This is a genomic window from Phenylobacterium sp., assembly GCF_037189685.1.
Lineage (GTDB): Bacteria > Pseudomonadota > Alphaproteobacteria > Caulobacterales > Caulobacteraceae > Phenylobacterium.
The window spans coordinates 99411-125677 of sequence record NZ_JBBCIT010000013.1; the positions used below are offsets into that span (position 1 = coordinate 99411).

General features: G+C 70.4%; 27 protein-coding genes. 13 read left to right on the top strand and 14 right to left on the bottom strand.

All coding sequences use genetic code 11. The features are described 5' to 3' along the window. Positions 1 to 52: 52 nt before the first annotated feature. Positions 53 to 1180 (bottom strand): ferritin-like domain-containing protein, encoded by a 1128-nt coding sequence (locus WG212_RS09440; protein WP_337186839.1) that lies wholly within the window; start codon positions 1178 to 1180, stop codon positions 53 to 55. Positions 1181 to 1340: 160 nt separating this feature from the next. Between WG212_RS09440 and WG212_RS09445 the strand changes: the two genes are divergently transcribed. Next, on the top strand, positions 1341 to 2024 hold the full coding sequence (locus WG212_RS09445; RefSeq protein WP_337186840.1) for a sulfur transferase domain-containing protein: 684 nt from the start codon (positions 1341 to 1343) through the stop codon (positions 2022 to 2024). 11 nt (positions 2025 to 2035) lie between these two features. Here WG212_RS09445 and WG212_RS09450 read toward each other — a convergent pair whose 3' ends face one another. From WG212_RS09450 to WG212_RS09460, 3 genes are all read right to left on the bottom strand, one after another. Further along, positions 2036 to 2236, bottom strand: coding sequence for a hypothetical protein (locus WG212_RS09450; protein WP_337186841.1), 201 nt, complete (start codon positions 2234 to 2236; stop codon positions 2036 to 2038). 108 nt (positions 2237 to 2344) lie between these two features. Continuing rightward, positions 2345 to 3901 (bottom strand): leucyl aminopeptidase, encoded by a 1557-nt coding sequence (locus WG212_RS09455; protein ID WP_337186842.1) that lies wholly within the window; start codon positions 3899 to 3901, stop codon positions 2345 to 2347. Positions 3902 to 4023: 122 nt separating this feature from the next. Then, positions 4024 to 4476, bottom strand: a complete 453-nt coding sequence (locus tag WG212_RS09460; protein ID WP_337186843.1) for an SRPBCC domain-containing protein — start codon at positions 4474 to 4476, stop codon at positions 4024 to 4026. 271 nt (positions 4477 to 4747) lie between these two features. Here WG212_RS09460 and WG212_RS09465 point away from each other — a divergent pair, with 271 nt between their 5' ends. Together WG212_RS09465 and WG212_RS09470 are read left to right on the top strand one after the other, a co-directional pair. Further along, positions 4748 to 6934, top strand: a complete 2187-nt coding sequence (locus WG212_RS09465; protein ID WP_337186844.1) for a TonB-dependent hemoglobin/transferrin/lactoferrin family receptor — start codon at positions 4748 to 4750, stop codon at positions 6932 to 6934. 14 nt (positions 6935 to 6948) lie between these two features. Continuing rightward, entirely contained in the window at positions 6949 to 7941 is a 993-nt protein-coding gene (locus WG212_RS09470; RefSeq protein ID WP_337186845.1) for a DUF6607 family protein, read from the top strand. 3 nt (positions 7942 to 7944) lie between these two features. Here the strand turns inward: WG212_RS09470 and htpX are convergent, their stop codons facing one another. Beyond that, a complete protein-coding gene (gene htpX / locus WG212_RS09475) occupies positions 7945 to 8922 on the bottom strand; it encodes a zinc metalloprotease HtpX (protein WP_337186846.1) in 978 nt (325 codons plus the stop codon). Positions 8923 to 9120: 198 nt separating this feature from the next. On the opposite strand from htpX, the gene WG212_RS09480 reads away from it, so the two are divergent. Then, complete coding sequence (locus WG212_RS09480; RefSeq protein ID WP_337186847.1) at positions 9121 to 9993, top strand: diacylglycerol kinase family protein; 873 nt, start codon at positions 9121 to 9123, stop codon at positions 9991 to 9993. Next, positions 9990 to 10871 (top strand): inositol monophosphatase, encoded by an 882-nt coding sequence (locus WG212_RS09485; protein WP_337186848.1) that lies wholly within the window; start codon positions 9990 to 9992, stop codon positions 10869 to 10871. Before WG212_RS09480 ends, WG212_RS09485 begins: the two co-directional genes overlap by 4 nt. 9 nt (positions 10872 to 10880) lie before the next feature. Here WG212_RS09485 and WG212_RS09490 read toward each other — a convergent pair whose 3' ends face one another. Further along, positions 10881 to 11108: a ribbon-helix-helix domain-containing protein gene (locus WG212_RS09490; RefSeq protein ID WP_337186849.1), complete on the bottom strand. Its 228-nt coding sequence runs from the start codon at positions 11106 to 11108 to the stop codon at positions 10881 to 10883. A gap of 107 nt (positions 11109 to 11215) precedes the next feature. On the opposite strand from WG212_RS09490, the gene WG212_RS09495 reads away from it, so the two are divergent. Next, entirely contained in the window at positions 11216 to 11983 is a 768-nt protein-coding gene (locus tag WG212_RS09495) for a Coq4 family protein (RefSeq protein WP_337186850.1), read from the top strand. A gap of 22 nt (positions 11984 to 12005) precedes the next feature. On the opposite strand, the gene WG212_RS09500 is transcribed toward WG212_RS09495, so the two are convergent. Then, a complete protein-coding gene (locus WG212_RS09500; protein ID WP_337186851.1) occupies positions 12006 to 12182 on the bottom strand; it encodes a DUF4169 family protein in 177 nt (58 codons plus the stop codon). A gap of 61 nt (positions 12183 to 12243) precedes the next feature. Here WG212_RS09500 and WG212_RS09505 point away from each other — a divergent pair, with 61 nt between their 5' ends. After that, on the top strand, positions 12244 to 12480 hold the full coding sequence (locus WG212_RS09505) for a DUF2171 domain-containing protein (protein ID WP_337186852.1): 237 nt from the start codon (positions 12244 to 12246) through the stop codon (positions 12478 to 12480). 87 nt (positions 12481 to 12567) lie between these two features. Here WG212_RS09505 and WG212_RS09510 read toward each other — a convergent pair whose 3' ends face one another. Together WG212_RS09510 and WG212_RS09515 are read right to left on the bottom strand one after the other, a co-directional pair. Then, the gene (locus tag WG212_RS09510; protein ID WP_337186853.1) at positions 12568 to 13770 is read right to left on the bottom strand and encodes a pyridoxal phosphate-dependent aminotransferase; all 1203 of its coding nucleotides are present in this window, start codon (positions 13768 to 13770) and stop codon (positions 12568 to 12570) included. A 183-nt stretch (positions 13771 to 13953) separates the two neighbouring features. Continuing rightward, a complete protein-coding gene (locus WG212_RS09515; protein WP_337186854.1) occupies positions 13954 to 14886 on the bottom strand; it encodes a hypothetical protein in 933 nt (310 codons plus the stop codon). A gap of 136 nt (positions 14887 to 15022) precedes the next feature. Here WG212_RS09515 and WG212_RS09520 point away from each other — a divergent pair, with 136 nt between their 5' ends. The 4 genes from WG212_RS09520 (at position 15023) to WG212_RS09535 (ending at position 19677) form a co-directional block, all read left to right on the top strand. Further along, positions 15023 to 15724, top strand: a complete 702-nt coding sequence (locus WG212_RS09520; protein ID WP_337186855.1) for a TVP38/TMEM64 family protein — start codon at positions 15023 to 15025, stop codon at positions 15722 to 15724. Positions 15725 to 15972: 248 nt separating this feature from the next. After that, positions 15973 to 17577 (top strand): 2-isopropylmalate synthase, encoded by a 1605-nt coding sequence (locus WG212_RS09525; RefSeq protein ID WP_337186856.1) that lies wholly within the window; start codon positions 15973 to 15975, stop codon positions 17575 to 17577. A 155-nt stretch (positions 17578 to 17732) separates the two neighbouring features. Further along, the gene (locus WG212_RS09530; RefSeq protein WP_337186857.1) at positions 17733 to 18614 is read left to right on the top strand and encodes a DMT family transporter; all 882 of its coding nucleotides are present in this window, start codon (positions 17733 to 17735) and stop codon (positions 18612 to 18614) included. A gap of 52 nt (positions 18615 to 18666) precedes the next feature. After that, positions 18667 to 19677, top strand: coding sequence for a kelch repeat-containing protein (locus tag WG212_RS09535; RefSeq protein WP_337186858.1), 1011 nt, complete (start codon positions 18667 to 18669; stop codon positions 19675 to 19677). A gap of 9 nt (positions 19678 to 19686) precedes the next feature. Here WG212_RS09535 and WG212_RS09540 read toward each other — a convergent pair whose 3' ends face one another. The 5 genes from WG212_RS09540 to WG212_RS09560 form a co-directional block, all read right to left on the bottom strand. Beyond that, positions 19687 to 19893 carry an alkylphosphonate utilization protein gene (locus WG212_RS09540; protein ID WP_337186960.1) on the bottom strand — a complete coding sequence of 69 codons (207 nt, stop codon included), beginning with the start codon at positions 19891 to 19893 and terminating at the stop codon, positions 19687 to 19689. Between the two features lie 203 nt (positions 19894 to 20096). Next, positions 20097 to 21128 carry a cytochrome c peroxidase gene (locus WG212_RS09545; protein ID WP_337186859.1) on the bottom strand — a complete coding sequence of 344 codons (1032 nt, stop codon included), beginning with the start codon at positions 21126 to 21128 and terminating at the stop codon, positions 20097 to 20099. A gap of 13 nt (positions 21129 to 21141) precedes the next feature. Then, a complete protein-coding gene (locus WG212_RS09550; protein WP_337186860.1) occupies positions 21142 to 21690 on the bottom strand; it encodes a homogentisate 1,2-dioxygenase in 549 nt (182 codons plus the stop codon). 51 nt (positions 21691 to 21741) lie between these two features. After that, on the bottom strand, positions 21742 to 22533 hold the full coding sequence (locus tag WG212_RS09555) for a TOBE domain-containing protein (protein ID WP_337186861.1): 792 nt from the start codon (positions 22531 to 22533) through the stop codon (positions 21742 to 21744). Between the two features lie 11 nt (positions 22534 to 22544). Further along, on the bottom strand, positions 22545 to 24656 hold the full coding sequence (locus WG212_RS09560; protein WP_337186862.1) for a TonB-dependent receptor: 2112 nt from the start codon (positions 24654 to 24656) through the stop codon (positions 22545 to 22547). A 58-nt stretch (positions 24657 to 24714) separates the two neighbouring features. Between WG212_RS09560 and modA the strand changes: the two genes are divergently transcribed. Next, complete coding sequence (gene modA, locus WG212_RS09565; protein WP_337186863.1) at positions 24715 to 25506, top strand: molybdate ABC transporter substrate-binding protein; 792 nt, start codon at positions 24715 to 24717, stop codon at positions 25504 to 25506. Beyond that, positions 25503 to 26186 (top strand): molybdate ABC transporter permease subunit, encoded by a 684-nt coding sequence (gene modB, locus WG212_RS09570; protein WP_337186864.1) that lies wholly within the window; start codon positions 25503 to 25505, stop codon positions 26184 to 26186. Before modA ends, modB begins: the two co-directional genes overlap by 4 nt. Positions 26187 to 26267: the final 81 nt, after the last annotated feature.

Sequence of the window (26267 nt, forward strand, 5' to 3'; positions counted from 1 at the left end):
GAAAAGAGCCTCCGCGTGCGCGGAGGCCCCCACGTTCCGCCCGCCCGGCGGCCTATTCGGCGGCGATCAGGATCTGCTTGGCCTTGTCGGCGAAGTTGATCTCCTGGAGGTAGCGGATGCCCTCCTCGGCGATGTCGTCGCCCACCATCTTGTCGCCTTCGGACCGCAGTTCGTCGAGGTCGACGTACATGGCGTAGAAGGCCTTCGTGCGGTCGGTGATGATCCCGGCGTTCAGCAGCGTCTTCACCAGCACGCGGAAGATGTTGGTCTGCTCCTTCATCCCCTCGCGGCGATCGTCGTCGGTGATGATCTCGGCCAGTTCGGCGATCACGATGTCGGGGTCGAGGCCGAACTCCTCGTAGAGGCTCCGCTGCTGCGAGGGGCCCACCAGGTTGAACAGCAGGGTCTGGAAGCACTGGGCGGCCCAGAGCTCGATGATCTCGTGCTCCTTCTCCGACAGGTGCGGGATGGTGCGGTCGGCCCAGATCTTCCCGAACTTGTGGTGGAAGGCCTCGTCGGTCATCACGAGCTGCATCAGCTTGCGCGCCAGCGGATCGTTGCTGACCTTGAAGAAGGTGGCGAAGGCGCCCATCGCCAGCCCTTCGACCAGCATCTGCATGCCGACGATCTTCTTGTAGACCTCGGGGCTGCCGATGATCTCGACCAGCAGCGTCTTCAGCGTCGGGCCGCATTCCACCGGCCGGCCCCAGCGGGCCTTGATGTACTTGGCGAAAGCCGTGACGTGGCGAGCTTCCTCGCGGGTCTGGTTGGCGGCGTACTCCTGGGCGCCCTGGTCCTTCAGGACGTGGCACAGGCTGGCCGACAGGTTCAGCGCGCCCTGCTCGCCGTGCAGGATCGAGGAGAAGCTGCGCAGGGCGAACCCGTTGATGAACCGGATGCGGTCCTTCGGATCGGACAGGCGGTCGGAGACGTACTTGGTCTGCAGCGAGACGACCATGTCCTCGGGGAGGATCGACTCGTTCTCCATGTCGAACGGCTCGTCGAAGTCGATGTACTTCTTGTCCAGCGGGTCCCAGAAGTGGTCGTGGGTCGCCGAGATGATCTTGTCGAAGGCGGTCGAGCGGTTGTTGTAGCGGTCGAGCTCCAGCATCGACTCGAAGTCGTCGGGCGCGACGGCGTCGTAGATGATGTCCTTGGTGATGTTGCCGTCGGCGGCCATGGCTTGCTCCTCACCCTTGATCGTTGTGTCCGGCACCATGCGATCTGAACGGTGATCAGTCAAGGAAGATGACGGGGGCGTCACGATTGAGGGGCGTCACGATTGCCGGCCGGCGCTGAGCCGCCTTTCCCGCGGCGGCGGGCGCGCCTACTTAGGCGGCATGGACAGCGCCTCCCCGCCGGATCGCTTCGATCTCTCGAGCCCGCTCGGGCGCGCGGCGACCTATGCCGACTATCTGTGGAACGATCACGCCTATCTGCGGCTGGGGTTTTCCAACGCGCACTGGATCTCGGAGGAACTGGTCCGGGCCAACCAGCCGTGGCCGCATCAGATCGCGGCCTGGAAGGACCGGGGAATCCGCACCGTCGTGAACCTGCGCGGCGGCTTCGACGCCAGCTTCCACGCGCTGGAGAAGGACGCCTGCGAGCGGCTGGGGCTGAACTTCGTGAACTTCACCATCACCTCCCGCGAGGTCCCCTCGCGTGAGCGCGTGCTGGGGGCGAAGTCGTTGTTCGAGACCCTGGAGTATCCGGCGCTGATGCACTGCAAGTCGGGCGCGGACCGGGCCGGGATCATGAGCGCCTTCTACATGCACTTCCGCAAGGGCCAGCCGATCCGGCAGGCGATGGAGCAGCTCTCGTTCCGCTATCTCCATATCCGGCACGGGAAGACCGGGGTGCTGGACTATGTGTTCGCCCGCTACCTCACCGAAGGCGAGCCGCAAGGCATGAGCTTCATCGAATGGGTCGGGAGCCCGCTCTACGATCCCGCGGCCATGAAGGCGGAGTTCCGCACCAACATGTGGGGTAATGTGCTCACCGAAGGTGTGCTGCGGCGCGAATAGCCGCCGCCGGCTCAGCTTCGCCGCATCGAGGAGTCGCCCCGGCGCGACTGGGTGTTGAGCAGTCCCGCCAGGTGTCGGGCGTCGTCCTCGGAGAGGCCGGTCTGCGCGACCCCGCCCACGATCGCGGGTTCGGACGTCCAGATGGCATAGACGGTCCAGCCGGCGGGATCGCGCCGGAGGCCGTAGCGGTCGTTCTTGCGTTCGTCGGGCATCGAGTCGCCAGCTTGCCCGATCCCGGGCCCGTGGCCAACGGATCGGGGCCAACGGATCAGGGCCAACGGATCGGAGGCCGCGGCCTGGCGGCGGCCTCCGTGCGCCCGTCAGTCGGCGGCGCGGCCGGCGTCGAAGCTGCGGGCCAGCTCGTCCACCAGCATCACGCCGAAGCCCTGGCCGCCCCTCGGGGCCAGCGGCTTGTCGCCGTCGGCCCAGTCGACCGAGGCGATGTCGAGGTGCGCCCACGGCGTCGCCGGATCGGCGAAGAACCCGATCACATGCGCGCCGACGCCCGCGCCCGCGCTGGGCGACAGCGAGATGTCGCGGATGTCGGCGATCGGGGATTCGACGTCCTTCGCGTAGCTGGGATGCAGCGGCAGGCGCCACACGCTCTCGCCCGTCGTCTTCGCGGCCGCCTCGATCTGGGCGGCCAGGCCGTCGTGGCGGCTGAAGAGGCCCGCATACTCGTCGCCCAGCGCGGTGGCGACGGCGCCGGTCAGGGTGGCCAGGTTGACGATCGCCGCCGGCTTGAAGCGGCTCTGGGCGTAGGCGGTGGCGTCGGCCAGCACGATCCGGCCCTCGGCGTCGGTGTTCAGCCGTTCCAGGGTCTTGCCGTTGTGGGCGCGCACCACATCGCCCGGCCGGGCGGCCGAGCCCCCCGGCATGTTCTCGGCCATGGCGGCGACCGCCACCACGTGGACCGGCGCGTTCGACCTGGCCAGCGACAGCACCGCGCCCACGGCCGCGGCGGCGCCCGCCATGTCGCCCTTCATCTTCCACATGCCCGAGTTGGGCTTGATCGAGATGCCGCCGGAATCGAAGGTGATGCCCTTGCCGGTCACCACCAGCGGCTGCGCCGGGGCGCCGGGGCCCCTGTATTGCACGACCACCATGCGCGGCGGGCGGACCGAGCCCTGGCCGACGCTGAGGATCGCGCCCATGCCCAGCTTCTCCATCGCCGGGACGTCCAGCACCTCGACGGTCACGCCCGGGACGCCCCTGAAGGCCGCGCGCGTGCGCTCGGCGAAGGCTTCGGGATAAAGGACGTTCGGCGGCTCGGTGATCAGGTCGCGGGCGAAGCCCACGCCCTCGGCCAGGGCGCGGCCGCGCCGGGTCCAGGCGGCCTGGGCGGCGGCCGCCTCCGGCCCGGCGATGACGAAGGGCTGCGGCTGGGCCTTGGGCTTGTCGGCGGCGGGCGACTTGTAGAGGTCGAAGGCGTAGGCGCCCAGCGCGACGCCCACGGCGGCTTCGTGGGGGGCGGGGAGACCGGCCGAGGCCAGAGCGGCGGGCGACGACGCCTTGGCCGTCGTCCGGGCCGCAGCGACCCCGAGCTTGCGCAGTTCCAGAGCCGTGAGCTGGCCGGCCGCGGGCGCGGCGCCCAGGACCACGATCTCGTCGTAGCCCCCGAGGCTGCGGAAGCTGAGGCTGGAGCCGGCCTTGTAGTCGAACCTGGCCGCGGCCAGGCCGCGGGACACGGCCGCGCGGGTCGCCGCGTCCAGATCGGGCGCGCGCAGGGCCAGGTCCGCCTCGCCGGCGGCGGGGACCACGAGCACGCCGGACGTCGGGATATCGGCGGAGAAACGGATGGGCCGCGCCTGGGCCGTCGGGGGAAGGGCGGCGGTCGCGAAGAGGGCCGCGACCGCCGCGGCGGTCAGGAAACGCATGGAAGACTCCGTATGGCTGCGCCTTCGATTTGGCAGGCCACGGGGTCTCTGGCTAGGGCGGGGTCGGGAGGGCCGTCCGGCGAGGCGGATGCTGCGACGAACGGTCGCCGACCGGATGTGGGTCAGCGCAGACGGCGAATCTGGGCCGATTCCTCGGCCAGGCTCTTGATCTCGCGGATCGCCGCCTCGGCCGGCCGTTTCAGCGCGGCGGCCCCGATGTCGTCCAGCGGCCCGGTGATGAAGTCCAGGCGGGTTCGGTGGTCGACTTCCGAGATCTCGAAGGTCTCGCAGAACGAGCGGCCCTCGGGCGCGACCCGCCCCGCGTCGTATTCAAAGCTGAGGCGGCGGCCCGGCTCGAAGGCCGCCACGCGACCGGCGGCCCGGGTGGCCCCGTTCGGCTCCTTCCACGCGACCGCATCGCCTTCCCGCCAGGAGGTTCGGATCGACAGGCCGTCCGCGTAGGCCGAGGCCCATTCGCGGACCAGTTCGGGATTGGTCAGGACGCGCCACACCTCGGTGGCCGGAGCATCGATGTCGAGCGTGTGGTGGAAAGTCTGCATGGCGCGCGGGCTCACCGGTGACAGATCTCCATCGGAACAGGCCGATCCCGCGACCGCACGCACCCGTACTAATCGCGGAGGTTGTGTCGACTCGCGGCCAGGTAAGGAAATTCCGCGTACCGACGATCTCAGCTCTACTTGCAATAGTATTGATGCCACAAGCCGGCGAAATTGCGTCAAGGCCAAAGTGTCGCACGGGCGAAATATCCACAGGTCATGTTGAGATTGATTCTGCGAATAACTCGCAATAAGAGCGCGGGAGATTCAATCTCCGGAGAACCCCTCGATGCGTCTGGCCCTGTTCGGCATGGCTTCCGCCCTGGTCATGGCGACCGCCTCCCCCGTCGGCGCGGCGGAAGCGGCGGACGACGCGGGCGGCGTCACCGTCGATCCGGTCTCCGTCATCGGCTCGCGAACCGAAAAGCCCCAGAGCGAGTTGCCGGTCACCGTCAGCGTCATCACCGACGCCGAGATCGAGGACCGCCTGTCGTTCGACGTCAAGGACCTGGTGAAGTTCGAGCCTGGCGTATCCGTCCGCTCCAGCCCCACGCGCTTTGGCGCCGCGCTGGGGACCACGGGCCGCGATGGCAACGCCGCCTTCAATATCCGGGGCCTTGAGGGCAACCGGGTGCTGATCCAACTCGACGGCGTGCGGGTGCCCGACGGCTTCACCTTCGGCGCCCAGTCCGTCGGCCGCGGCGACTATCAGGACCTGGACCTGATGAAGTCGGTGGAGATCCTGCGCGGCCCGGCCTCGGCCCTCTACGGCTCCGACGGCGTCGCCGGCGCGGTCAGCTTCACCACCAAGGACCCCGAAGACTTCCTGAAGGGCCGCGATTTCGGCGGGCGGGTGCGCGGGGCCTACGGCTCGTCGGACGACAGCGTGGGCGGCACGCTTGTGGGCGCGGGCCGCCAGGGCCGGCTCTCGGGCATGATCGCCTACACCTACCGCGCCGGTCACGAACAGGAGACGCGCGGCTCGAACGACGCGGCCAACACCGACCGCACCACCGCCAACCCGCAGGACATCCTGACCCGGTCGGTCCTGGGCAAGCTGGTGTTCGACGCCTCGGACAACAACCGTATCCGCCTGACCGCCGAGCACTATCACCGCGACATCAAGACCACCGTCCTGTCCGGCATCGCCAAGCCCCCGCTCGCGGCGGCATCGGTGATCGGCCTGGGCGCCGCCGACGACATCGAGCGCGACCGCGTCATGCTGGACCAGCGGATCACCTTCGAGGGCGGTCCGGTCGAGCGGCTGGTCTGGGGCGCCTACTGGCAGGACAGCACCACCGTGGAGTTCACGGCCGAGGACCGTTTCACCTCTGCCGACCGGACCCGCCTCAACACCTTCGACAACCGCGTCTACGGCGCCTCGGCCCAGGCGGACAGCCGGTTCGGGATCCACCACCTCATCTTCGGCGCCGACGTCTCGCGCACGCGCCAGACGGGCCTGCGCGACGGGACCGTGCCGCCGGTCGGCGAGCCCTTCCCCCAGCGCGCCTTCCCCAACACCGACTACACCCTGGTCGGCGCCTTCGTGCAGGACGAGATCGCCTTCCTGGACGGCCGCCTGACGCTGTATCCCGCGCTCCGCTACGACTGGTACAAGCTGGACCCGAAGGCCGACGCCCTGCTCGTGGGCTTCACGCCCAGCAAGTCCGACGACGGCCGCCTCTCGCCCAAGCTGGGGGTGGTGTTCGAGCCGGCCGAGCCGGTGCGGCTGTTCTTCAACTACGCCCAGGGCTTCAAGGCGCCGTCGCCCAGCCAGGTGAACAACGCCTTCTCCAACCCGATCCAGAACTACCGCTCCGAGCCGAACCCGGACCTGAAGCCCGAGACCAGCGAGGCCTTCGAGGGCGGCGCGCGCTGGGTCACGCCCCTGTGGATCGCCGAGGTGACGGCCTTCTCCGCCGAATACCGCAACTTCATCGAGCAGGTGCAGGTGTCCGGCAGCTTCACCCCCACCGACCCCGGCGTCTTCCAGTTCGTGAACCGGGCCAAGGTGAAGATCCGCGGGATCGAGGGCCGCGCCAGGTTCCAGCTCGACCACGGCGTCGGCGTCTTCCTCGGCGCGGCCTACGCCAAGGGCGACAGCTACACGCCGGCCAAGGCGCCGCTGGACAGCATCGATCCGATCAAGGTGACCGCCGGGGTGAGCTGGCGCGATCCGGCCCGGCGGTTCGGCGGCGAGATCACCGTGGTCCGCTCCGAGCGCAAGTCGGCCAGCCGCGTGGCCCAGGCCTGCACGCCGACATGCTGGCGGCCGAACGCCTTCACCGTCGTCGACGTCACCGCCTTCTGGCGCGTGGCCGACGGCCTGACGCTGCGCGGCGGGGTCTTCAACGTCTCGGACGAGAAGTACGCCTGGTGGAACGACGTCCGCGGCCTCAGCTCCACGTCGGTGGCGCGCGACGCCTATACGCAGCCCGGCCGCAACGTCTCGCTTTCCCTCACCTACGACTTCTGACGATGATGGACGACATGACCGCCACCCGCCGCATCTGCCTCGCCCTAGCCTCCTTCTCGCTGGCCTTCGCGGCCAGCTTCGTCCTTCCCCCCGCCACGGCCCACGCCGCGGGCAAGCCGCCGGAACAGGACCGCCAGTCGATCCTGGGCATGGCCGGCGACTACCGCGTGCGCTTCGACATGCGCGAGACCACGCCCTTCGTGGACGACTACACGCCGCTCGATCCCAAGCGCAGCGGCGGCCACGAGTCGGTGCGCGTGATCGAGGACCGCGGCGACTTCATCAGCCTCCAGCACCTGCTGGTGGTCGAGGACGAGGACGAGAAGCCGGTGATCGTGAAGCACTGGCGCCAGGACTGGACGTGGCAGCCGGCCAAGGTGGTGGTCTATGAAAGCTCGGGCCGCTGGACGCTGAAGCCGGTGCCGGCGGCCGAGCGCAAGGGCGCGTGGTCGCAGACCGTGTGGCAGACCGACGACTCGCCCCGCTACGGCGGCGTGGGCCGCTGGACCTACGACCACGGCGTGGCCAAGTGGCAGAGCGGCCAGACCCTGCGGCCGCTGGCGCGTCGCGACGCCGTGCGCCATCCCGCCTACACCTGGTACGTCGGCGTGAACCGCCACGCGCTGACGCCCAAGGGCTGGGTGCACGAGCAGGACAACGCCAAGGTCGGCGTGCGCGAAGGCAAGCCGGTCACATACGTCCACGAGGTGGTGACCAACACCTACAACCGGTTCAGCGAATATCCCGTGGCTGCGGCCGACACCTACTGGGCCAGGACGAAGGACTATTGGGCCGAGGTGCGCCGCGCCTGGGACCAGGCGATCGCCAAGGACGGCGGCGTGCGTGTGACCGAGGAGGCGAACGCCGGCTCGGTGACGGGCCCCAAGCTGATGGGGCTCGCCGACGAGATCGCCGAGGGCAAGACCGAGACGGCCAAGGCGGTGGCCGAGGCGCGCGCCCTCATCGGCGGGTCCGAAAAGGCGCGGCCGCTCGCGACGCTGAAGTAGGCCTCACGACCAGGGGCCGGGGCGTCGCGCGCCGGTGACCGGCACAGCCGTGCCGCGGCCCGAATCGCGGCCCGTGCGGACCTGCGGAGCGCCGCCCCCCGGCCGCCGCGGGTCCGTCACGGGCCGTCCGGCCATCTCCATCAGGGCGCGCACGCGGTTCTGGGTGGCCGGGTGCGTCGAGAACAGGTTGTCGGCGCCGCCGCCTGCCAGCGGGTTGATGATGAACATGTGCGCCGTGGCCGGATTCCGCTCGGCGTCGGGGTTGTGGTAGCCGCCCTTGGCGTAGGCCTCGATCTTCTGGAGGGCCGAGGCCAGGGCCTGGGGATCGCCGCTGATCTCGGCGCCCTCGCGGTCGGCCTCGTACTCGCGCGAGCGGCTGATCGCCATCTGCACCAGTCCTGCGGCCATCGGGGCGATGATCATCATGGCCAGGCCGGCGATCATGTTGGCGGGACGTCCCTCGGCGTCGCGCCCGCCGAAGAAGAACGCGAAGTTGGCGAGCGCGCCCACGGCGCCGGCGATGGTGGCGGTGATCGTCATGGTCAGGGTGTCGCGGTTCTTCACGTGCGCCAGCTCGTGGGCCATCACGCCGCGGATCTCGCGCCGGTCCAGCAGGCCCAGCAGGCCGCGCGTGGCGGCGACGGCGGCGTGCTGCGGGTCGCGGCCGGTGGCGAAGGCGTTGGGCTGGTCCTGGTCGATCACATAGATCTTCGGCGCCGGCATGTTCGCGCGGGCGGCCAGCTCCAGCACGTCGTTCACATAGTTGCGGATCAGCGGCTCGGGATGCGCGGCGTCGACCTCGGTGGCGCGGTACATCCTGAGGACGATCTTGTCGGCGTTCCAGTAGCTGATCAGGTTCATCCCGCCGGCGAAGACCAGCGCGATCAGCATGCCGGTGGGCCCGCCCACGGCATAGCCCACGCCCACGAACAGGGCGGTCATGACGGCCAGCAGGGTGAAGGTGCGGAGGTGGTTGCGCATGGGCCTCTGTCTAGGTTGGAAACCGTGGCGGATATATGGGCGAAGTCATACGCGTATGAAAGATGCGCACGCGTATGAATTGCCGGGACCTGGAGGCGGGCGGGGCGCGCCTCTCCGGCTCGGGTGGGGTCGGTGCGGGAACGGGGCGGGCCTTCCGCGCTTTAGGATCGACGTCGTCTGTTTTCCCCTGAGAGGCCGATGCGCGCGCTCCTCGTACACAACGCCCGTTCGGGAACGCGGCCCGTTCCGCGCGAGGCTCTGGAAGCGGCGCTCGAAAGCGCGGGGTTCGATGTCGCCTACTGCTCGCATCGCGACGAGGATCTGGGCGCGGCCCTGGCCCGGGGTTTCGACCTCGTGGTGGCGGCTGGCGGCGACGGCACGGTGGCCGACGTGGTCTCGGGGCTGGAGGACGTGGAGATTCCCGTGGGCATCCTGCCGCTGGGCGGTTCGAACAACATCGCCCATGCCCTGGGCGTGGACGCCGACTGGCGCGGCCTTCCGGCGCGGTGGTCTCTGGACGCCTGGACCCGTCTGGACCGCGGTGAGGCGGTCGGCCCGTGGGGGCGGCGGCCGTTCGTGGAGGCGGTGGGATCGGGTGTCCTGACGGAGGCGGCGGAGAACGCCGAGGAAGAGCCCAGGACCGCCGTCGAGAAGCAGGCCAACGGGCGCGCCGCCTTCTGCGCCGCCCTGCGCCGGGCGGAGCCCTTTCCCTGCGCGATCGAGGCGGAGGGATGGTCGTGGGCGGGGCCGTGCCTGATGGTCGAGGTGATGAACATCCCGGTCGTCGGCTCGCGGCTCGGGCTGGCCGGCAACGGGTCGCCCGGGGACGGCCTGCTGGACGTGGTGATCGTGACCCCGGACGATCGCGATGCGCTGCTGTCCTGGGCCGAGCAGCCTGACAACGCGCACCCGCCCCTGGGCGCGCGGACGACGCGGGCGGCGCGGCTGACGATCCATGACCGGCCCTTCCGCCTGGACGATCGCTCGCCCGACGACAGCCTCGCGGGCGAGGTGGAGATCCGGCTCCGCTCCTCGTGGGTGAAGGTCCTGAAGCCGGGGCGGCGGCCATGACGGCCAGGCCACCCTTCCCGGACGAGCCCCTGCTGCGCGAGATCGAGGGCGTGGCGGTGGAACTGGCCCAACTGGGCGGCGCCGAGATCCGGGCGGCGCTGGGTGGTCTTCTGCGCGTCAAGTACAAGGGGGTGGAGGACGACCCGACGCATTTCCGCGATCCCGTCTCGGAAGTGGACGCGCGCGTGGAGGCCCTGATCCGCGACCGCCTGGCCGAACGGTTTCCACAGCACGACATCGTCGGCGAGGAGATCGACCATCGGCCGGGCCTGGGCCACGACTTCCTCTGGGCGGTCGACCCGATCGACGGGACGGCGAACTTCATCAACGGCTTCCCGCTGTTCGCCTCGTCGGTGGGCGTGCTGTACCGCGGCTGGCCGGTGGCGGGCGCGGTGTGGTGCAGCGCGAGCCATGCGCTGGAACCCGGCGTCTATCACGGGGCGACGGCGGGCGAGGGCGGGGTGCGGTTCAACGGCGCGCCGCTCGATGTCCGGCCCAATCCCGCGATCCGGCGGCGATTGGGCGGCGAGCCGCGGGCCTCCCCAGGGGCCTCCCCAGGGGGCTCCGTGGGAACCTCGGCGCAGGCGGCCCCGAGCTGGGACGGCCGCAAGACCGGCTCGGCGGCGATCGAGTGCGCCTTCGTGGCCGCGGGCCTGCTTCAGATGGCCTGGTTCGAGCGGCCCAACATCTGGGATGTGGCGGGCGGGACGGCCCTGGTGCTGGCCGGCGGCCTGCATGCGCTGGAGCGTCGCGGAGACGCCTGGACCGCCTTCGACGGCTTCTCGGCGGGAGAGATGGAGCCGGGCGCCTGGATCGCGCCCCTGGCGATCGGCGACGCCGCTGCGTTGGAGCGGTTTGCGGAGAGCGGAATGGGGTGACGCAAGCCGTCAGGGCTTGTCGGCGCCGTTCTCCTGCACGAACGCCAGGGCCGCCACGCGGCAGGCCGAGGCGAGGGGACGCTCGCCCCGGGCCCGGTCGATGGCGACGACCAGGGCGGCCAGACTCGAGCCGCGGGCTTCGGCCATGCGGTCCAGCACCGCCCAGAACTCGGGTTCCAGCGCGATGGAGGTCGCATGGCCCGAGAGCAGGAGCGAGCGTTTGCGAAGGGTCGCCATGCGCGGGATGTCTACGGCTTCCGTGACAGGATGGAAAACCCCTTGCAAAAAGATGACGCACGCGTCATCTTTTTGGGAACGCCGCTTAGTCCAGAGGTCCTCCCCCTATGGCCATGACCGCCGACGTCGCTGAGTTCCGCGCGCCTGCGCCGCGCCCCGTTTCCACGAAGATGGACTGGGGCCACGCGCTCCGGGCCCTGCAGAAGCTGCTCTCCGACAAGGAGGACACGCGGCAGGTGTTCGAGATCATGCGGGCGCTGAACGGACAGTCGACCGCCCGGGGCTATCTGCGCCTCCTGTCGACCGCGGAGGGCGGCCGGATCGCCTACGCGCGCGAGGAGTTCGCGCGCCGGCTGATGGACGACGCCTGGCTCGACAGCCTGCCAGAGGGCAGCGTCGGCGCCGCCTATCGGGAGTTCATCCGGTCCGAACAACTCTCGGCCGACGGCCTGGCCGATGTGAGCCGCGAGGGGATCGAGGACGTGGACAACGCCCATCCCTACGCCTGGTTCGGCCGCCGCACCCGAGATGTCCACGACATCTGGCACATCCTGTCGGGCTACGGCCGCGACGCGCTGGGCGAGGCCTCGCTGGTGGCCTTCTCCTACGCCCAGACCAAAGGCCTGGGGTGGGCGCTGATCGCGGTGGGCGCGGCGTCGCGGGCCCGCAAGGACCGTTCGCAGCCCTATGTGAAGGCGATCTGGCAGGGCTACCGGCGCGGCAAGGCGGCGAAGTGGCTGCTGGGCGAAGACTACGAGCGCCTGATGGCGGAGCCGCTGGAGTCGGCCCGCCGGCGCCTGGGGATCACCCCGCCCACCATCTACGACTCGATCCCCGAGGAGCTTCGCAACGGCGCCCTGCCGAAGGCGGCGTAGCCGCCCCGTCGCGGGAGAGCGCTCACTCCTCGCGTTTCTTGCCGTCGAGGTCGCGGCGTGCGCGCTCGGTTTCGAGCTTCGTCGCCGTCGTTTCACTTCTGGCGCGGCCGAACTTCACGCGGTTCTCGGCCGCCTGCGCCCGCGCGGCGGATTTCCCGCGGGCCTTGCGCGCCTTGTTGAGATTGATCAGCTCGGCCATTGAAACCCCGGCGCTGGCGATCCGTTACCTCGTCCCCTTAACCGAAGACGAGGAGACGATCATGATCGAAGCGTCCCAGATCCGCGAGCATATGGAAGTGATCGGTTCGGACGGCGGCCACGTCGGCCGGGTGGACCATGTGCAGGGCGGCGACATCGAACTGGCCAAGCTGGACCTCGGCGCGGGCCTCAAGCACCATCTGATCCCGCTGACCTGGGTCGAGACGGTGCGCGAAGACAAGGTCTGCCTCAACCTGACCAAGGACGCGGCCAAGGCCGCCTGGCGCGAGAAGCACTGACGCTCGAGAAGTCCTGGGGCGCGAGAAGTCCTGGGGCTTGGGCGGCGCGGCCGGGCCGCGCCGCCGCACGTTCTACTTCACGTTGGCCTATTTCACGTTGGCGCAGAAACGCTGGATGCGTTGGCACGCTTCTTCCAGCGCCGCGTTGGATGTCGCGTAGCTGATGCGGAAGTGGGGCGAGAGGCCGAAGGCCGCGCCGAACACCACCGCCACGCCTTCGGCCTCCAGCAGTTCCACGGCGAAGTCCGCGTCCGAGCCGATGACCTTGCCGGACGGCGCGGTCCGGCCGATCAGATCCTGGCACGACGGATAGACGTAGAACGCCCCTTCGGGCGTCGGGCAATGGATGCCGTTCGCCTGGTTGAGCATCGAGACCACCAGGTCGCGGCGCTGCTCGAACAGCCTGGCGTTCGGCTTGATGAAGTCCTGCGGGCCGTTCAGCGCCTCGACCGCGGCCCACTGCGAGATGGACGAGGGGTTGGAGGTGGTCTGGCTCATCACCTTGGCCATCGCCTTGATGAGCGGCTCGGGGCCGGCCGCATAGCCGATCCGCCAGCCGGTCATGGCGTAGGCCTTGGAGACGCCGTTCATCGTCAGGGTGCGGTCGTAGAGCGCCGGCTCCACCTGGGCGATGGTGGTGAACTCGAAGTCGCCGAACACCAGGTGCTCGTACATGTCGTCGGTCAGGATCCAGACGTGCGGATGCTTCAGCAGCACGTCGGCCAGCGCCCGCAGTTCCGCGCGCGTATAGGCCGCGCCCGACGGGTTGGACGGCGAGTTCAGGATGATCCACTTCGTCTTGGGCGTGATCGCCCGTTCCAGGTCGGCGGGGCGGACCTTGAAGCCAGTGTCGGCCGAGGTGGCGACCGCGACCGGCGCGCCGCCCGCCAGCAGGACGATGTCCCAGTAGCTGACCCAGTAGGGCGTGGGCACGATCACCTCGTCGCCGGGGTTCAGCGTGGCGAGCAGGGCGTTCCAGATCACCGGCTTGCCGCCGGGCGACACGTTCACCTGGCTGGGCTTGTAGGCGAGGCCGTTCTCACGCGCGAACTTGGCGCAGATCGCTTCCTTCAGCTCGGGAATGCCGTCCACGTTGGTGTACTTCGTCTTGCCGTCGCGGATGGCCTTGATGGCCGCTTCCTTGATGTTGTCGGGCGTGTCGAAGTCGGGCTCGCCGGCGGCCAGGCCGATCACGTCTTTCCCCTGGGCCCGGAGCTCGCGGGCTTTCGCGTCCGCCGCCAGGGTGGCGGACGGCTTCACGCGGGCCAGTGCGGCGGATTCCAGGGACATGGCGGATTTGGCTCCCGATCAGGGTTGGAAAGGACGGCGCCCGTGTAGCTCAAGCCGCGCCGCATTCCTACCCGCCGGGAGCCGCTCTTCAGGACCGGTTCGCAGGCCGTGGTCCGGAGGCCCGCGCCCGCCGCGATGGTGGCGGCGCGATCATCCGGCGCCGCCACCCGCGCGATCGCTTCGTCAGCCGAACGGATCGGGCGTGAAGAATGCGTAGCCGACGACGACGCCGTCCTCGACGATCTCGTTCGGCGCCGCGGGCCGCAGGTCGAACCCGCCGTCCGACTTCGGCTCGTAGATCAACGGGCGGGCCATGCCGGCCCACAGGTCGAAGCCGCCCGTCGCCTGTCCTCCGCTGTCGTCGCCCGGCCGCCGGCCCACCACGATGCCCCCCTCGATGATGTCGTCCGGCCGGGCGGGACGCATGACGATCCCCGCTTCGGTGAACTCGAAGACGAGAGGCTCCTCGCTCGGCAGGGGATCTTCCGGCTCGCCCTCGGCGTCCGGCGGGGCGCCGCCGCCGCCGTCCTGGCCGCCCTGGCCGGGGGTCCAGCCGCTTGAGCGGCCGTGGGTCTCCCACCAGTAGTTGGCGTAGTCCTCGACCGTCGTCCCGCCCACCCGGTCGACCCAGGCGGAGGAGTTGCGGTCGTTGTTCGGGCCGTGGAACTCGGTGAAGAACGCGCGGAAGACATCCGGCCTTTCGGTGAGGATCTGGCTGAGCAGATAGCCTTCGACGGTGGTGCGGCCTGTCTCCAGGATGCCCGGCGGCAGGACGAACCCGCCGTCCTCCAGCGGGGCGGCGGCCCCGCCGCTTCCGCCCTGGCCATAGCCTTCCCAGCGTCCGTACTGCTCGTACCAGTAGTTGGCGTAGTCCTCGACCGTCGTCCCGCCCACGCGCTGGATCCAGGCGCTGGAGTGGAGGTCGTTTCCGCCGCCGTGGAAGGTGTCGAAGGCGCGGAAGACGTCCGGGCGATCCCGCAGGATCTGCTCGATCGGGATTCCGTCGCGCGTTGTCCGGACCCCCGGCGCCGTTGCGGCGAGGGCCTCGGCGGGAGCGAGCAGACCGGACGCCGTGCCCTCGGCGTCCAGCAGCGCCCCGAAGAGCGTGTTCTTCAAGGTTCAGTCCCCAGTCCATGTCACGCCGGCAAGGATGCGGCGCGGGGCGGTGAGGACAACTGTAAGAACCTTATAAGGGAGAGCCCGGGGTCGGCGCGGGTTGACCCGGAGCGGCGAACACGCGACCCCATCGGCGATGCGCCGACTGCTGGCCTTCCTCTCGGACATGGACGCCAGGGCGTGGCGGACCCTTCTCGTGTCCTTCGTCCTGTTCGGTGGCGTGGGCGTCGTCTTCCTGTTCGGCGCGCCGCTGGTCGGCCTCGACGGCGAGCGGACGCTGGAGCACTGGCTGACCGCGGCGCGGGGGCCCTGGGCGCTCCCGGCGGCGGTGGGCGCTTTCGCCGCTCTCGCCTTCATCGGCACGCCCCAGATCGTGCTGATCGCCGCCGCCGTGGTGGCGTTCGGGCCGGTGGCGGGCGCGGCCTACAGCTGGATCGGCACGATGGTGTCGGCCCTGGTGGGCTTCTGGCTGGGCCGGGCGGCGGGGGCGAAGACGCTGGAGCGGTTCTCGGGCGACGGCGTGCGGCGCTTCATGCGGCTGGTAGGAGAGAACGGCTTCCTGGCCAGCCTGATCGTGCGCCTCGTGCCCTCGGCGCCCTTCATCGTGGTCAACATGGCGGCCGGCGTGACGCCGATGCGCACCCTGCACTTCGTGGCCGGGACCGGGCTGGGGATCGTGCCGAAGATCGTGCTCACCGCCTTCGCCGGCGCCTCCATCGTCCAGCTCATGCGCGGCGATGTCGGCCGCAACGCGCTGGTCATCGCCGCCGTGGTGGCGCTCTGGCTGGCCCTGGGTTGGTTCGCGCGGTCGTGGCTGCGGCGGCGAGGAGACGGTTGATCGCGTGATCGCGCAATGTTCTGCCCAAACCGCGCCCCTTCGTCACGTGCCGCGCAAGATGCTTGCCCTCCGGCGGGGCTTTCGGTAGATGCAGCGCCATGCGCACGCGGCTCGACAGCCTGCTTCTTCTCTCGCTGGGGCTTAGCCGCCCCTGGGCGCCTCTCTAGGCACGCGCACGTTCGCGGCCGGGCGTTCAGGGGATCTGCCTCCGCCCGCAGACTGAAATCCCGCGAAGAGACCTAGAGACAATGACCCAGACCGCAAACGACGCCGTTCCGGCCGAGTCCGCCGCCAATCCGCAGGCCGGACGCGACCGCGTCATCATCTTCGACACCACCATGCGCGACGGCGAGCAGTCGCCCGGCGCCTCCATGAGCCACGAGGAAAAGCTGGAGCTGGCGAAGATCCTCGAGGACATGAAGGTCGACGTGATCGAGGCCGGCTTCCCGATCGCCTCGAACGGAGACTTCGAGGCCGTCCGCGCCATCTCCCAGATCGTGACCGAGAGCGTGGTCTGCGGCCTGGCCCGCGCCGGCGCCGCTGACATCGAGCGCTGCGCCGAGGCGATCCGGCCCGCGAAACGCGGCCGCATCCACACCTTCCTGTCCACCAGCCCGGTCCACATGAAGTGGAAGCTGCAGATGGAGCCCGAGCAGGTCCTGGAGCTGGTGACCAAGTCGGTCGGCCACGCCCGGAACCTGACCGACGACGTGGAATGGTCGGCCGAGGACGCCACCCGCACCGAGCGCGATTTCCTGCTGCGCTGCGTGGAAGCGGCCATCAGGGCCGGCGCCACCACGATCAACCTGCCCGACACGGTAGGCTACACCTACCCCAGCGAGTACGCCGACCTGTTCCGCGACGTGATCGAGAACGTGCCGGGCGCGGACCGGGTGATCTTCTCCACCCACTGCCACAACGACCTGGGCCTCGCGGTCGCCAACTCCATCGCCGGCGTCCAGGGCGGCGCGCGCCAGATCGAGTGCGCCGTCAACGGCATCGGCGAGCGCGCGGGCAATGCGGCGCTGGAGGAGATCGTCATGGCGCTGAAGGTGCGCGGCGACCGGCTGCCCTACGCCACGGGGATCGAGAGCCAGCACATCACCCGCGCCAGCCGCTACGTTTCGGCCATCACCGGCTTCCCGGTGCAGTTCAACAAGGCGATCGTGGGCAAGAACGCCTTCGCCCACGAGAGCGGCATCCACCAGGACGGGATGCTGAAGAACGCCGAGACCTACGAGATCATGAGGCCCGAGGACGTCGGCCAGATCGAGTCGAACCTGGTCATGGGCAAGCACTCGGGCCGCCACGCCTTCCGCGAGAAGCTGAAGGACCTGGGCTACGAGCTGGGCCAGAACGCGCTGAACGAGGCGTTCCAGCGCTTCAAGGACCTGGCCGACAAGAAGAAGCACGTCTTCGACGACGACATCGTCGCCCTGGTGGACGACGCCCTGGCGTCCAGCGCCGACAAGGTCCAGGTCAAGCATCTGCGCGTCATCGCCGGGACCGAGGGGCCGCAGGAGGCCTTCCTGACCGTCACCATCGACGGCGACGAGAAGAGCGCCAACGCGACGGGCGACGGCCCCGTGGACGCGGTGTTCAACGCCATCCACGCCGTGGTGCCGCACGAGGCGATCCTGCGCCTCTTCCAGGTGCACGCGGTGACCGAGGGCACGGACGCCCAGGCCCAGGTCTCGGTCCGCCTCGAAGAGGACGGCCGGATCGCCACGGGCTCGGCGGCCGACACCGACACCCTGACCGCCTCGGCCAAGGCCTATGTGAACGCGCTCAACAACCTCTTCGCCCGCAAGGAGAAGAGCGCGCCGGCCGCCCGGGTGGCCAGCGGCTTCTGATCTCCCTCCCTTGACGGGGAGGGACAGCTCGCCGGAGGCGAGCCGGGCGGGGAGGAATCGATCCTCCACGACCTCGGCGCTCCGGCCCACACCTCCCCACCCTGGCCGCTTCGCGGCCTGTCCCTCCCCATTGAGGGGAGGGCGTGGAGCCCCTCATGCTCTGGATACTTCTCACCGCGGCCGCGGCGCCGTTGCAGGTGACGCGCAATGCGTTGCAGCGTGGGTTGGTGGGCGACGCCGGGCCATGGGGCGCGACCCTGGTCCGCTTCCTGTTCGGCCTGCCGTTCGCGATCGTGATGTTCGCCGTCGCCGTGGCGCTGACGCCGGAGGCCTCGCCCGAGGTCTCGTGGCGGTTCACCGTCGCGGTGGTGATCGGCGCCCTGGCCCAGATGGCCGCTACCGGCCTGCTGCTTCTGGCCATGCGCCGGTCGGGTTTCGCGGTGGCGACGGTGATGCAGCAGTCGTCGCTGCCGCTGGGCGCGCTCATGGGGCTGGCGGTCCTGGGCGACCGGCTGAGCGGCGCGGCCTGGATCGGCGTAGGGGTGGCGACGGCCGGTCTCTTCGTCCTGTCGTGGCCCCGCCGCGAGGATGTCCGCGGCGGGCTGGCGGGGGCGCTCCTGGGGCTGGCGTCCGGCGCGGCCTTCGGCGTGGCGCTGAACGGCTATCGTCAGGCCGGCCTGGCCCTGGACGCAGAGCATCCGATCTATTCGGCGATGGCGGCCCTGGTCTGCGCCCAGGCGTTCCAGTCGGCGCTCCTGACCACGATCCTGGCGCTGTACGACCGCCGGGCGCTGAGGGCGGTCGCGACGTCGTGGCGGCCGTCGCTGGGCGCGGGCTTCTTCGGCTCGGCGGCCTCGGCCTGCTGGTTCGGGGCGCTGGCGCTGGCGCCGGCAGGGCCCGTGCGGGCCGTGGGGGTGATCGAGGCGCCCATCGCCGCCGCCGTGGGGCGGCGGCTGTTCCGCGAGACGCCCAGTGCGCGGCAGTGGATCGGCGGGGTGCTGACCAGCGTCGGCGTGGTGCTGACAGCCCTCGGCTGACGTTGCAGACGCCCGCCTTGACCGGATCGCTCGCACGGGTTGGCATGTCGGAATGATCGACCGCCGCACCATGCTCGCCGCGATGGCCGCCGGCCTCGCTCCGGCCACCGCCAGCGCCGCTCCGGACGCTACCGCGCGCTGGCGGTCGTGCGCGCCTGTCCCCTGGACCGTTCAGGAGGTCTACGGGACGGTCTGGCGGGGCCAGGTGGTGATCGCCGGCGGCATGTCGCCGGGAATCCAGAAGAGCGCCGAGGGCGTGCGCGCGGGAATCAATCCCGAGGATCGCGTCGGGATCTACAGCCCGACGACGGACACCTGGCGCGAAGGGCCGAAGCTGCCGTTCCCGCGCCACCATCCGGTTCTGGCGACCGCGCGCGACCGCGTCCACGTCTTCGGCGGCTATGGAGTGGCGGAGGGGGGCTGGATGGCCGTTCCCGAGGCGCTGGTCCTGGAAGGGAAGGCCTGGCGGCCGCTGCCGCCGATGCCGAGGCTTCAGTGCGAGACCGTCGCGGTCGCCCTGGGCGAGCGCATCCACATCGCCAGCGGCCGCGCGCCGAAGGGCGAGCGGAACCTGGAATGGAACGACCAGGGCGACATCGACGCCCATCAGGTGTTCGACGCCCGCGCCGGCCGGTGGGAGACGGCGCGACCATGCCCCCTGGCCCGCAACAGCGCGGCCGGCGCCGGGATCGGCGGCCTGTTCTATCTCGTCGGCGGCCGGCGCGTGGGCGAGGGCAATTCTGCGCAGCTCGACGCCTACGACCCGAAGACCGACCGCTGGACCACCCTGCGCCCCATGCCGCGCGCGGCAGGCGGCCTGGCCGCGGCGGCGGCGGACGGGAAGCTCTACGTCTTCGGCGGCGAGGGCGGGCCGGGCGTGATCGCGAACACCTGGTCCTACGATCCCGAGACAGACCGATGGACGGCCGGCCCCGACATGGCCACGCCCCGCCACGGCCTGGCGGGCGTGGGGATCGGCGGTCGCGTCTACGCTGTCGGCGGTGGGGCCAAGGAGAGCGGCGGCCAGGTCACGGCGACGGTCGAGGCGTTGATGCTGCGCTGACGGGCGGCCTCAGACCTTCTTCACGAATTCCGCGCGCAGGACGAGGCCCTTGATGGTCTCGTGGCGGCCGTCGATCTCCTGGGGGTCGCCGGTCAGGCGGATCGAGCGGATCATCGTCCCGCGCTTCAGGGTCTGGCCGGCGCCCTTGACCTTGAGATCCTTGATCAGGGTGACGGCGTCGCCGTCGGCCAGCAGGTTGCCTACGGAATCCCGCACCTCGACGGCGGCCGGCCCCGTCCGGGTGGCGGCCTCGGCGGCGCTGACCCACTCGCCGCTGGCCTCGTCGTAGACGAATTCCTCGCTGTCGCTCATCTCGCTCCCTCGCCGTATGGGCGAGCGCATAGCGCCTCGGGGTGTCCCCGAGCAAGGCCGAGGGGGAGGCCGAGCGGCAAGACCGGACTTTCAGGCCAGGCGGGCGTTCAGAGCGGGCGGCCGCAGGCGGTGCGGGGCAGGGCGTGGCGCGGGTCGCGCAGGAAGCCCTCGTCGGTCAGGGCTTCCAGGAAGGCGCCGAGGCGCGCGGTGTCAGCAGGCGAGGGGGCGGCCCGGTCGCCGGGCGCGTAGTGGCGGGCGATGGCGTCCGGCAGCGTCGCGGCCGAGCCGTCGTGCAGGTAGGGAGCCGAGGCGGCGACGTTGCGCAGGCCGGGTGTGCGGAAGCGCCCCGTATCCGCGTCGCGGCCCGTGCTCTCCGCCAGCCCCCGGTCGGCCGACGCCGCGCCCGGCAGGCGATGGTAGGCGTCGTCCGATGTCGCGGCGTCGGTGAAATGCGGGCCGGCATGGCAGCCGGCGCAGCCCAGCCGGCGACTGCGGAACAGGCGCTCGCCGGCCCGGGCCTGGGCGCTCATCACGCCCCGGTCGTAGGGCGTGTCGAAGGCCAGCAGCGTGCGCTGGAAGGCGGCCAGCGCCTTGCTGACGGTCTCGACGTCGATACGGCCGTCTGCCTCCGGGAAAGCGTCGCGGAACATCTGGCGATAGCAGGCGTCCTGGCTCAGGCGACGGGCCAGTTCGGCCTCCTGGCCGGCCATGCCCATCTCGACGGGGGTCTGGCCGAAGAGCGGGACGCGGACCTGCCGCTCCAGTCCGGTCTCCCGCCGGTCGGCCCAGGTCAGGGTGCGGAAGTAGCCGACGCCGGCCAGGGTCATGATGTTGCGGCGACCAGGGTCGCCGTGGACGCCAGGCCGTGTGCGGTTGGAGTCGGTGAAGCCGCGCTTCTGCTCGTGGCAGGTGGCGCACGACATGGTCCCGTCGATCGACAGGTCGGCCTCGTAGAACAGCCGGCGGCCCAGCTCGACCTTGGCCGCGCTCATCGGGTTGTCGGCCGGGACGGGGGGCGGCGCGACGCCGGCCGGCAGGCGCCAGTCGAAGGCGCCGGACTCAAGGCCCTTCGGCGTCGTCGCGGCCACCGTGAACAGGGCGGCCGCGGCGAGGGCCAGGAACAGGACCGCGCGCTTCATGGTGGTCCGGTCGTCAGGGCCGCTCGGCCACCAGGATCGAGAGGTCGGGCGCGCCGTTCGCCGCGATCTGGATCACGTGGCGGCCCGGTTCCAGCGGGAAGGTCACCATCTTGCGGATTCCGGTGCAGGCGGGACCGCGGCCGTGCGCGGTCGATTCCACCGCCTTTCCGTCGCGTACGACGTCGATCCAGGCGCCGGTGGACAACGCCACGATGTAGGTTCCGGCCTTCGGGACGTCGAAGGCGAAGAGGCCGCCGTAGCTGACCGAGCCGCCGGGCTTCTCGGGGCGGAGGGCGTAGGTCACCTCGGGCGTGCGGGGCAGGGTGGCCGCCGCGGCATGGCCCAGGGTGAGCCGGGCGGCGTCGAGGTTCTCGGCCGCGCCGGCGGCCGCGAGCGGCATGGCGTGACCCCAGCCCGACAGCTCGGCCGGCGGGGCGGCGACGGCTGAGCAGGCCGTCTCCTCCCCAGGCGTCGTCGGTGTCTGGGCCAGCGCGCTCGGAGCGATCGGGAGGGACGCGGCGAACAGTGCTGTGAGCGCGGCAAGGGCTTGGGTCTGGCGCAAAGGTCCCTCCGGAGCGTTGTGTGGTAAAACTACATAACGCGAGGGGCGACGCTACTCCACCGCCAGGATCACGTGCGGCGCCTTGACGAGCGCGGTCACCGCGTCGCCGGACTTGAGGTCCAGGGCCTGGGCGCTCTCCAGGGTGACGGTCGCCACCAGGGTCTTGCCGCCGCCGATGTCGAGGCCGACCTCGGTATTGACGGCGCCGTCCTCGCGCCAGGCCACGGCGCCGGGGATCTGATTGCGGGCCGAGGTGCGAAGGCTCCCGCCGGTGGCGAGCACGATGAAGCTGGCCTTGATGAGGGCGATGGCCGGCTTTCCGACCGCCAGCTCCAGTTCCTCGATGCTGCGCCGGGTGAGGACCGCTGTGATGGCCACGCCATCGGCCAGGGTCAGGGTCACCTCGCCGCTGACGGCGCCGGGGGTGATCTCGCTGACGACGCCGCGGAGCGCGTTGCGGGCGCTGGTCTTCATGCCGAGGCTCCAGAACAGGTCGTGGGCGGGTTCGCCGCCCAGGGCAGAGTCCAGCTTGGCGAGCGCGGCGTCCAGTTCCGTCTGCACCCGCCGGAAGGCCGTGACGACCGCGCGGCCGCGGGGCGTGACCGTCGCCGCCCCGCCGCTGCGGCCCCCGGGCGCGGCCTCGATCAGGGGCGTGTCGAACAGGTTGTTCAGGGCCTGGACGACGTCCCACGCGCCCTTGTAGCTCAGGCCGAGCCGCTTCGCCGCGGCGCTAATCGAGCCCAGTTCGGCGACGGCCTCGACGAGGGCGACCCGCTCCAGGCCCACGCGCGCCAGCGCCCCCCGCCGAAGGGTCAGGGTCGCGCTCAGGCCGTCGTCCGGCATTGGGGCCTCCGTCAGAACCTCGCCCGGATGGTGGCATAGAACGAGCGGCCCGCCTCGGGGAACCCGTCCGTGAGCTGGTAGTCCTGGTCGCCCAGGTTCTGCACGGCCAGGGTCGCGGTCACATTGTCGGCGACCTCGACGTCGGCGGAGAGGTTCACCAGGAAATAGCTGCCGGTCTTGTACCACGCGACGGGGGCCTGGGTGGTCACCGTCCACCGCTGGCTGGCGTACTCGACGTTCGGCCGCAGGGTCAGCCGCGGGATCGGCCGCCAGTTCGCATAGAGGAACGCCTTCCAGTCGGGGACGCCCTGGGGCCGGAAGGCGGGGTTCGTGGGGTCGGTCAGCTTGCGGTGCAACCAGGTGACGTTGCCGCCGGCGTCGAGGGTGTCGGAGAGCTGCGCCGCCACGCTGGCCTCGGCGCCGTAGTATTCGCCGTCGGCGGCGTTCTTGGTCTGGTTGATGTTGCCGAAGCCCGGGACGTTGACCGGGATCTGGATCAGGGCGTCCTTGAGGTCGGAATAGAACACCGCCCCGGTCAGCCGCACGTCCGGCGCGGGCTCGAACTCGGCGCCCAGCTCGAAGCTGGTGGCGTGCTCCTCCTTCACGTCGGGGTTCGGGACGGCCGTGCCGAAGCGCGAGCTGAAGCGTTCGAACACCGTGGGAAAGCGGGCGCGGCTGGAGACGCTGGCGTGCAGGCGGGTGGTGTCGTCCAGCTTCCAGAGCAGGGCCGCCTGGGCGTTCAGCGCCTCGTTGTTCCGCTTGGGATAGGTCACGGGCAGGAAGCTGATGACGCTGTTCTGGATCGTCGTGCCCGTGACCTGGACGTTGACGTCGTTGGCGACCCGCAGGTCGGTCCAGTCGTACGAGGCGCCGACCACCAGCTCCAGGCCCTCGCTCAGGGCTGTCGTGTACTCGCCGGCCACAGAGTAGGTGTACTCGTCGTTGGTCTGGCGCGGCTCGACGTAGGGGGCGTTGGCGGACGGGCTTCCCGAGGGCGGGACGCGGGTGAAGCCCTCCTGCCGCTCGTGGTGGACGTCGCGGCGGGCGTAGAAGACGCCTTTGAGCTGGCTGGTGTCGCTGATCGCCCAGTCGAGCGCGATGTTCCCGCCGACCGCATTGTCCTTGTAGTAGGAATTGAAGGCGCGCGGCAGGCTCTGGGTGGCCTGGGTGGCGCTGTCGAAGGCCGACAGCAGGTTGTCGAAGGTGTTGCGGTAGAGCCGCGTACGCAGCGTGAGGTCGTCGGTCAGCCGGGTGCGGGTGAGCAGTGCGAGGCTGTCGGTGTTCCAGTAGGGCCAGCTCCAGAAGCGCGTGTTGGCGGCGTCGCTGACGCTGTAGGGGGCGTTCTTCTCGCCCTCGCTGCGCGTGTAGTTGATCGAATATTCGTCGGTCTCGTTGGGCCGCCAGCCCGCCTTCAGGTTGATCCGCCAGTCTTCCGAGCCTGAGTTGGCCCGCACGCCGCCGTCCTCGAGCGGGGTGGCGTCGAATTTCTTCGAGAGGGTGAAGTGATCGCGGTCGGACCAGGCGCCCGAGGCCTGCCAGTAGAAGTCTCCGCTGACGCCGCCGATGCGGCCGGAGAGCACCCCGGCCTCGCCGCTCAGCCGGCGGTTGGCGAAGACCGAGCCCTGGAGGTCGGCCTCGAAGGCGCGCGTCGGCTTCACCGTGACCAGGTTGATGGCTCCGCCCAGGCCGCCCGGCCCGTCGAGCACCGAGACATAGCCCTTGGAGATCTGCACCTGCGCCAGGTCAGCGGTGAGGAAGCGGGCGAAGTCGATCCGGTTGTCCGCCGGCAGGAAGACGCGGACGCCGTCGATCGAGAGCGTGGTCTGGAACCGGTCGAAGCCGCGGACGAAGATCACCCGCTCGTTGCGCGAGCCGCCGGTGTTGGAGGCGTTCGTTCCCGGCACGAGGGAGAGGGCTTGGTCGACCGAGAACTTGGCGTAGTTGCGCAAGGTCTCGCCCGAGATCACAGCGCCGCCGATGGCCTCGCCCGAACGACTCTGGGCGGTGACGACCAGCTCGCCCAGGTCGTAGACCTCGGTATCGGCCGCCCGGACTACGTCAGCCTGGGCCACGCCCGCGGCCAGGGCTAGGGTGGAGCCCAGCAGAAGGATTCTCAAAGTCATCGCCGCCCTCGTCGTCGTTATGTAGATTCGCTACATAACGAATGGAGACCCCGCCGTCATGCGACGCCGCGCATTGCTGCTTGCAATCATCACGGGCGTGATCCCGGCGGCGTCGGCGCACGCGGGCCAAGCTGTCGCGGCCCAGGCTGTCCCAGGCCAGGCTGCCGCAGGCCGGGCGATGGTGGCGGTGGCCGCCAACTTCACGGAGCCGGCGCGCGAGATCGCCACGCGGTTCAAGGCTCGAACCGGGCACGACGCGGTGCTGAGCTTCGGCTCGTCGGGTCAGTTCTACGCCCAGATCGCCAACGGGGCGCCGTTCGAGGTCTTCCTCTCGGCCGACCGCGAGCGGCCCGAGAAGGCCGAGGCCGAGGGGCTGGCCCAGCCGGGGAGCCGCTTCACCTACGCCGTCGGCCGGCTGGTGCTCTATTCGAAGACGTCGGGCCTGGTGGACGGGCGCGGCGCGGTGCTGCGGACGGGCCGCTTCCGCAAGCTGGCGATGGCCGACCCCAAGACCGCGCCCTATGGCCTGGCCGCCGTCGAGACCCTGGACCGGCTGGGGCTGCGCGCGCAGCTCGCGCCGAAACTGGTGCAGGGGACCTCCATCGCCCAGACCTATCAGTTCGTGGACACCGGCGCGGCCGAGCTGGGCTTCGTGGCGCTGTCTCAGGTCACGACGGCGAAGGGCGGGTCGCGTTGGGTCGTGCCCGCCGCCCTGCACACGCCGATCGACCAGCAGGCGGTGCTGCTGAAGCGCGGCGCGGGCAACTCGGCGGCCCAGGCCTTCATGACCTTCCTGAAGAGCGCCGAGGCCAAGGCGATCATCCGGCGCTACGGCTACGAGGTCCCGTGACGCCTTTCCTGGACGTTGTCCTGCTGACCTTGCGGCTGGCGGCCGTCACCACGGCCATCCTGCTGGCGCTGTCGACGCCGCTCGCCTGGTGGCTGGCGCGCCGGCGCGGGTGGTTCTCGGAGGTCGTGGGCGCCCTGGTCGCACTGCCGATCGTGCTGCCGCCGACGGTGCTGGGCTTCTACCTGCTGATCGCGCTGGGGCCGAACAGCCCCTTGATGGCGCCGCTCCAGGCGCTGGGCGTCCACACCCTGGCGTTCACCTTCGAGGGCCTGGTGATCGGTTCGATCTTCTATTCCCTGCCGTTCGCGGTGCAGCCGCTGCGCAACGCCTTCCAGGCCGTGGGCGACGAAAACCTGGACGCGGCCGCCACGCTCGGCGCTTCGCGCTGGGCCACCTTCGTCCGCGTCGCGCTGCCGCTCTCGGTTCCCGGCTATGTGGTGGCGGCCATCCTCACCTTCGCCCACACCATCGGCGAGTTCGGCGTCGTCCTGATGATCGGCGGCGGTATTCCGGGCGAGACGAACGTGCTGTCGATCGAGATCTTCAAGGCTGTGGAGTCCCTGGAATGGGACCGCGCCCACGCCATGGCGGCCCTGCTCGCGGCCTTCGGTTTCGCGGTCGTGCTCAGCTTCCTGCGCCTGGAGCGGAGGATCACCATTCCCCTGCTCAACGCGCGGTAGACCGGGTCATTCGCGGGCTGCGACGGAAATCGGGCGATTCCACGGCGAAACAAGGTTCTTCGGCTCGCGCGCGGCGCGAAT

Bases quoted from the DNA above. Each gene is read 5' to 3' on its own strand.
- modA (WP_337186863.1), top strand. From the start codon at position 24,715: ATGCGACGCCGCGCATTGCTGCTTGCAATCATCACGGGCGTGATCCCG.
- WG212_RS09490 (WP_337186849.1), bottom strand. From the start codon at position 11,108: ATGGCGACCCTTCGCAAACGCTCGCTCCTGCTCTCGGGCCATGCGACC.
- WG212_RS09555 (WP_337186861.1), bottom strand. From the start codon at position 22,533: ATGCCGGACGACGGCCTGAGCGCGACCCTGACCCTTCGGCGGGGGGCG.
- WG212_RS09445 (WP_337186840.1), top strand. From the start codon at position 1,341: ATGGACAGCGCCTCCCCGCCGGATCGCTTCGATCTCTCGAGCCCGCTC.
- WG212_RS09510 (WP_337186853.1), bottom strand. From the start codon at position 13,770: ATGTCCCTGGAATCCGCCGCACTGGCCCGCGTGAAGCCGTCCGCCACC.
- WG212_RS09450 (WP_337186841.1), bottom strand. From the start codon at position 2,236: ATGCCCGACGAACGCAAGAACGACCGCTACGGCCTCCGGCGCGATCCC.
- WG212_RS09530 (WP_337186857.1), top strand. From the start codon at position 17,733: ATGCTCTGGATACTTCTCACCGCGGCCGCGGCGCCGTTGCAGGTGACG.
- WG212_RS09465 (WP_337186844.1), top strand. From the start codon at position 4,748: ATGCGTCTGGCCCTGTTCGGCATGGCTTCCGCCCTGGTCATGGCGACC.
- WG212_RS09525 (WP_337186856.1), top strand. From the start codon at position 15,973: ATGACCCAGACCGCAAACGACGCCGTTCCGGCCGAGTCCGCCGCCAAT.
- WG212_RS09455 (WP_337186842.1), bottom strand. From the start codon at position 3,901: ATGCGTTTCCTGACCGCCGCGGCGGTCGCGGCCCTCTTCGCGACCGCC.
- WG212_RS09535 (WP_337186858.1), top strand. From the start codon at position 18,667: ATGATCGACCGCCGCACCATGCTCGCCGCGATGGCCGCCGGCCTCGCT.
- WG212_RS09495 (WP_337186850.1), top strand. From the start codon at position 11,216: ATGGCCATGACCGCCGACGTCGCTGAGTTCCGCGCGCCTGCGCCGCGC.
- WG212_RS09485 (WP_337186848.1), top strand. From the start codon at position 9,990: ATGACGGCCAGGCCACCCTTCCCGGACGAGCCCCTGCTGCGCGAGATC.
- WG212_RS09470 (WP_337186845.1), top strand. From the start codon at position 6,949: ATGACCGCCACCCGCCGCATCTGCCTCGCCCTAGCCTCCTTCTCGCTG.
- WG212_RS09560 (WP_337186862.1), bottom strand. From the start codon at position 24,656: ATGACTTTGAGAATCCTTCTGCTGGGCTCCACCCTAGCCCTGGCCGCG.
- WG212_RS09520 (WP_337186855.1), top strand. From the start codon at position 15,023: ATGCGCCGACTGCTGGCCTTCCTCTCGGACATGGACGCCAGGGCGTGG.
- WG212_RS09545 (WP_337186859.1), bottom strand. From the start codon at position 21,128: ATGAAGCGCGCGGTCCTGTTCCTGGCCCTCGCCGCGGCCGCCCTGTTC.
- WG212_RS09505 (WP_337186852.1), top strand. From the start codon at position 12,244: ATGATCGAAGCGTCCCAGATCCGCGAGCATATGGAAGTGATCGGTTCG.
- htpX (WP_337186846.1), bottom strand. From the start codon at position 8,922: ATGCGCAACCACCTCCGCACCTTCACCCTGCTGGCCGTCATGACCGCC.
- WG212_RS09500 (WP_337186851.1), bottom strand. From the start codon at position 12,182: ATGGCCGAGCTGATCAATCTCAACAAGGCGCGCAAGGCCCGCGGGAAA.
- WG212_RS09440 (WP_337186839.1), bottom strand. From the start codon at position 1,180: ATGGCCGCCGACGGCAACATCACCAAGGACATCATCTACGACGCCGTC.
- WG212_RS09480 (WP_337186847.1), top strand. From the start codon at position 9,121: ATGCGCGCGCTCCTCGTACACAACGCCCGTTCGGGAACGCGGCCCGTT.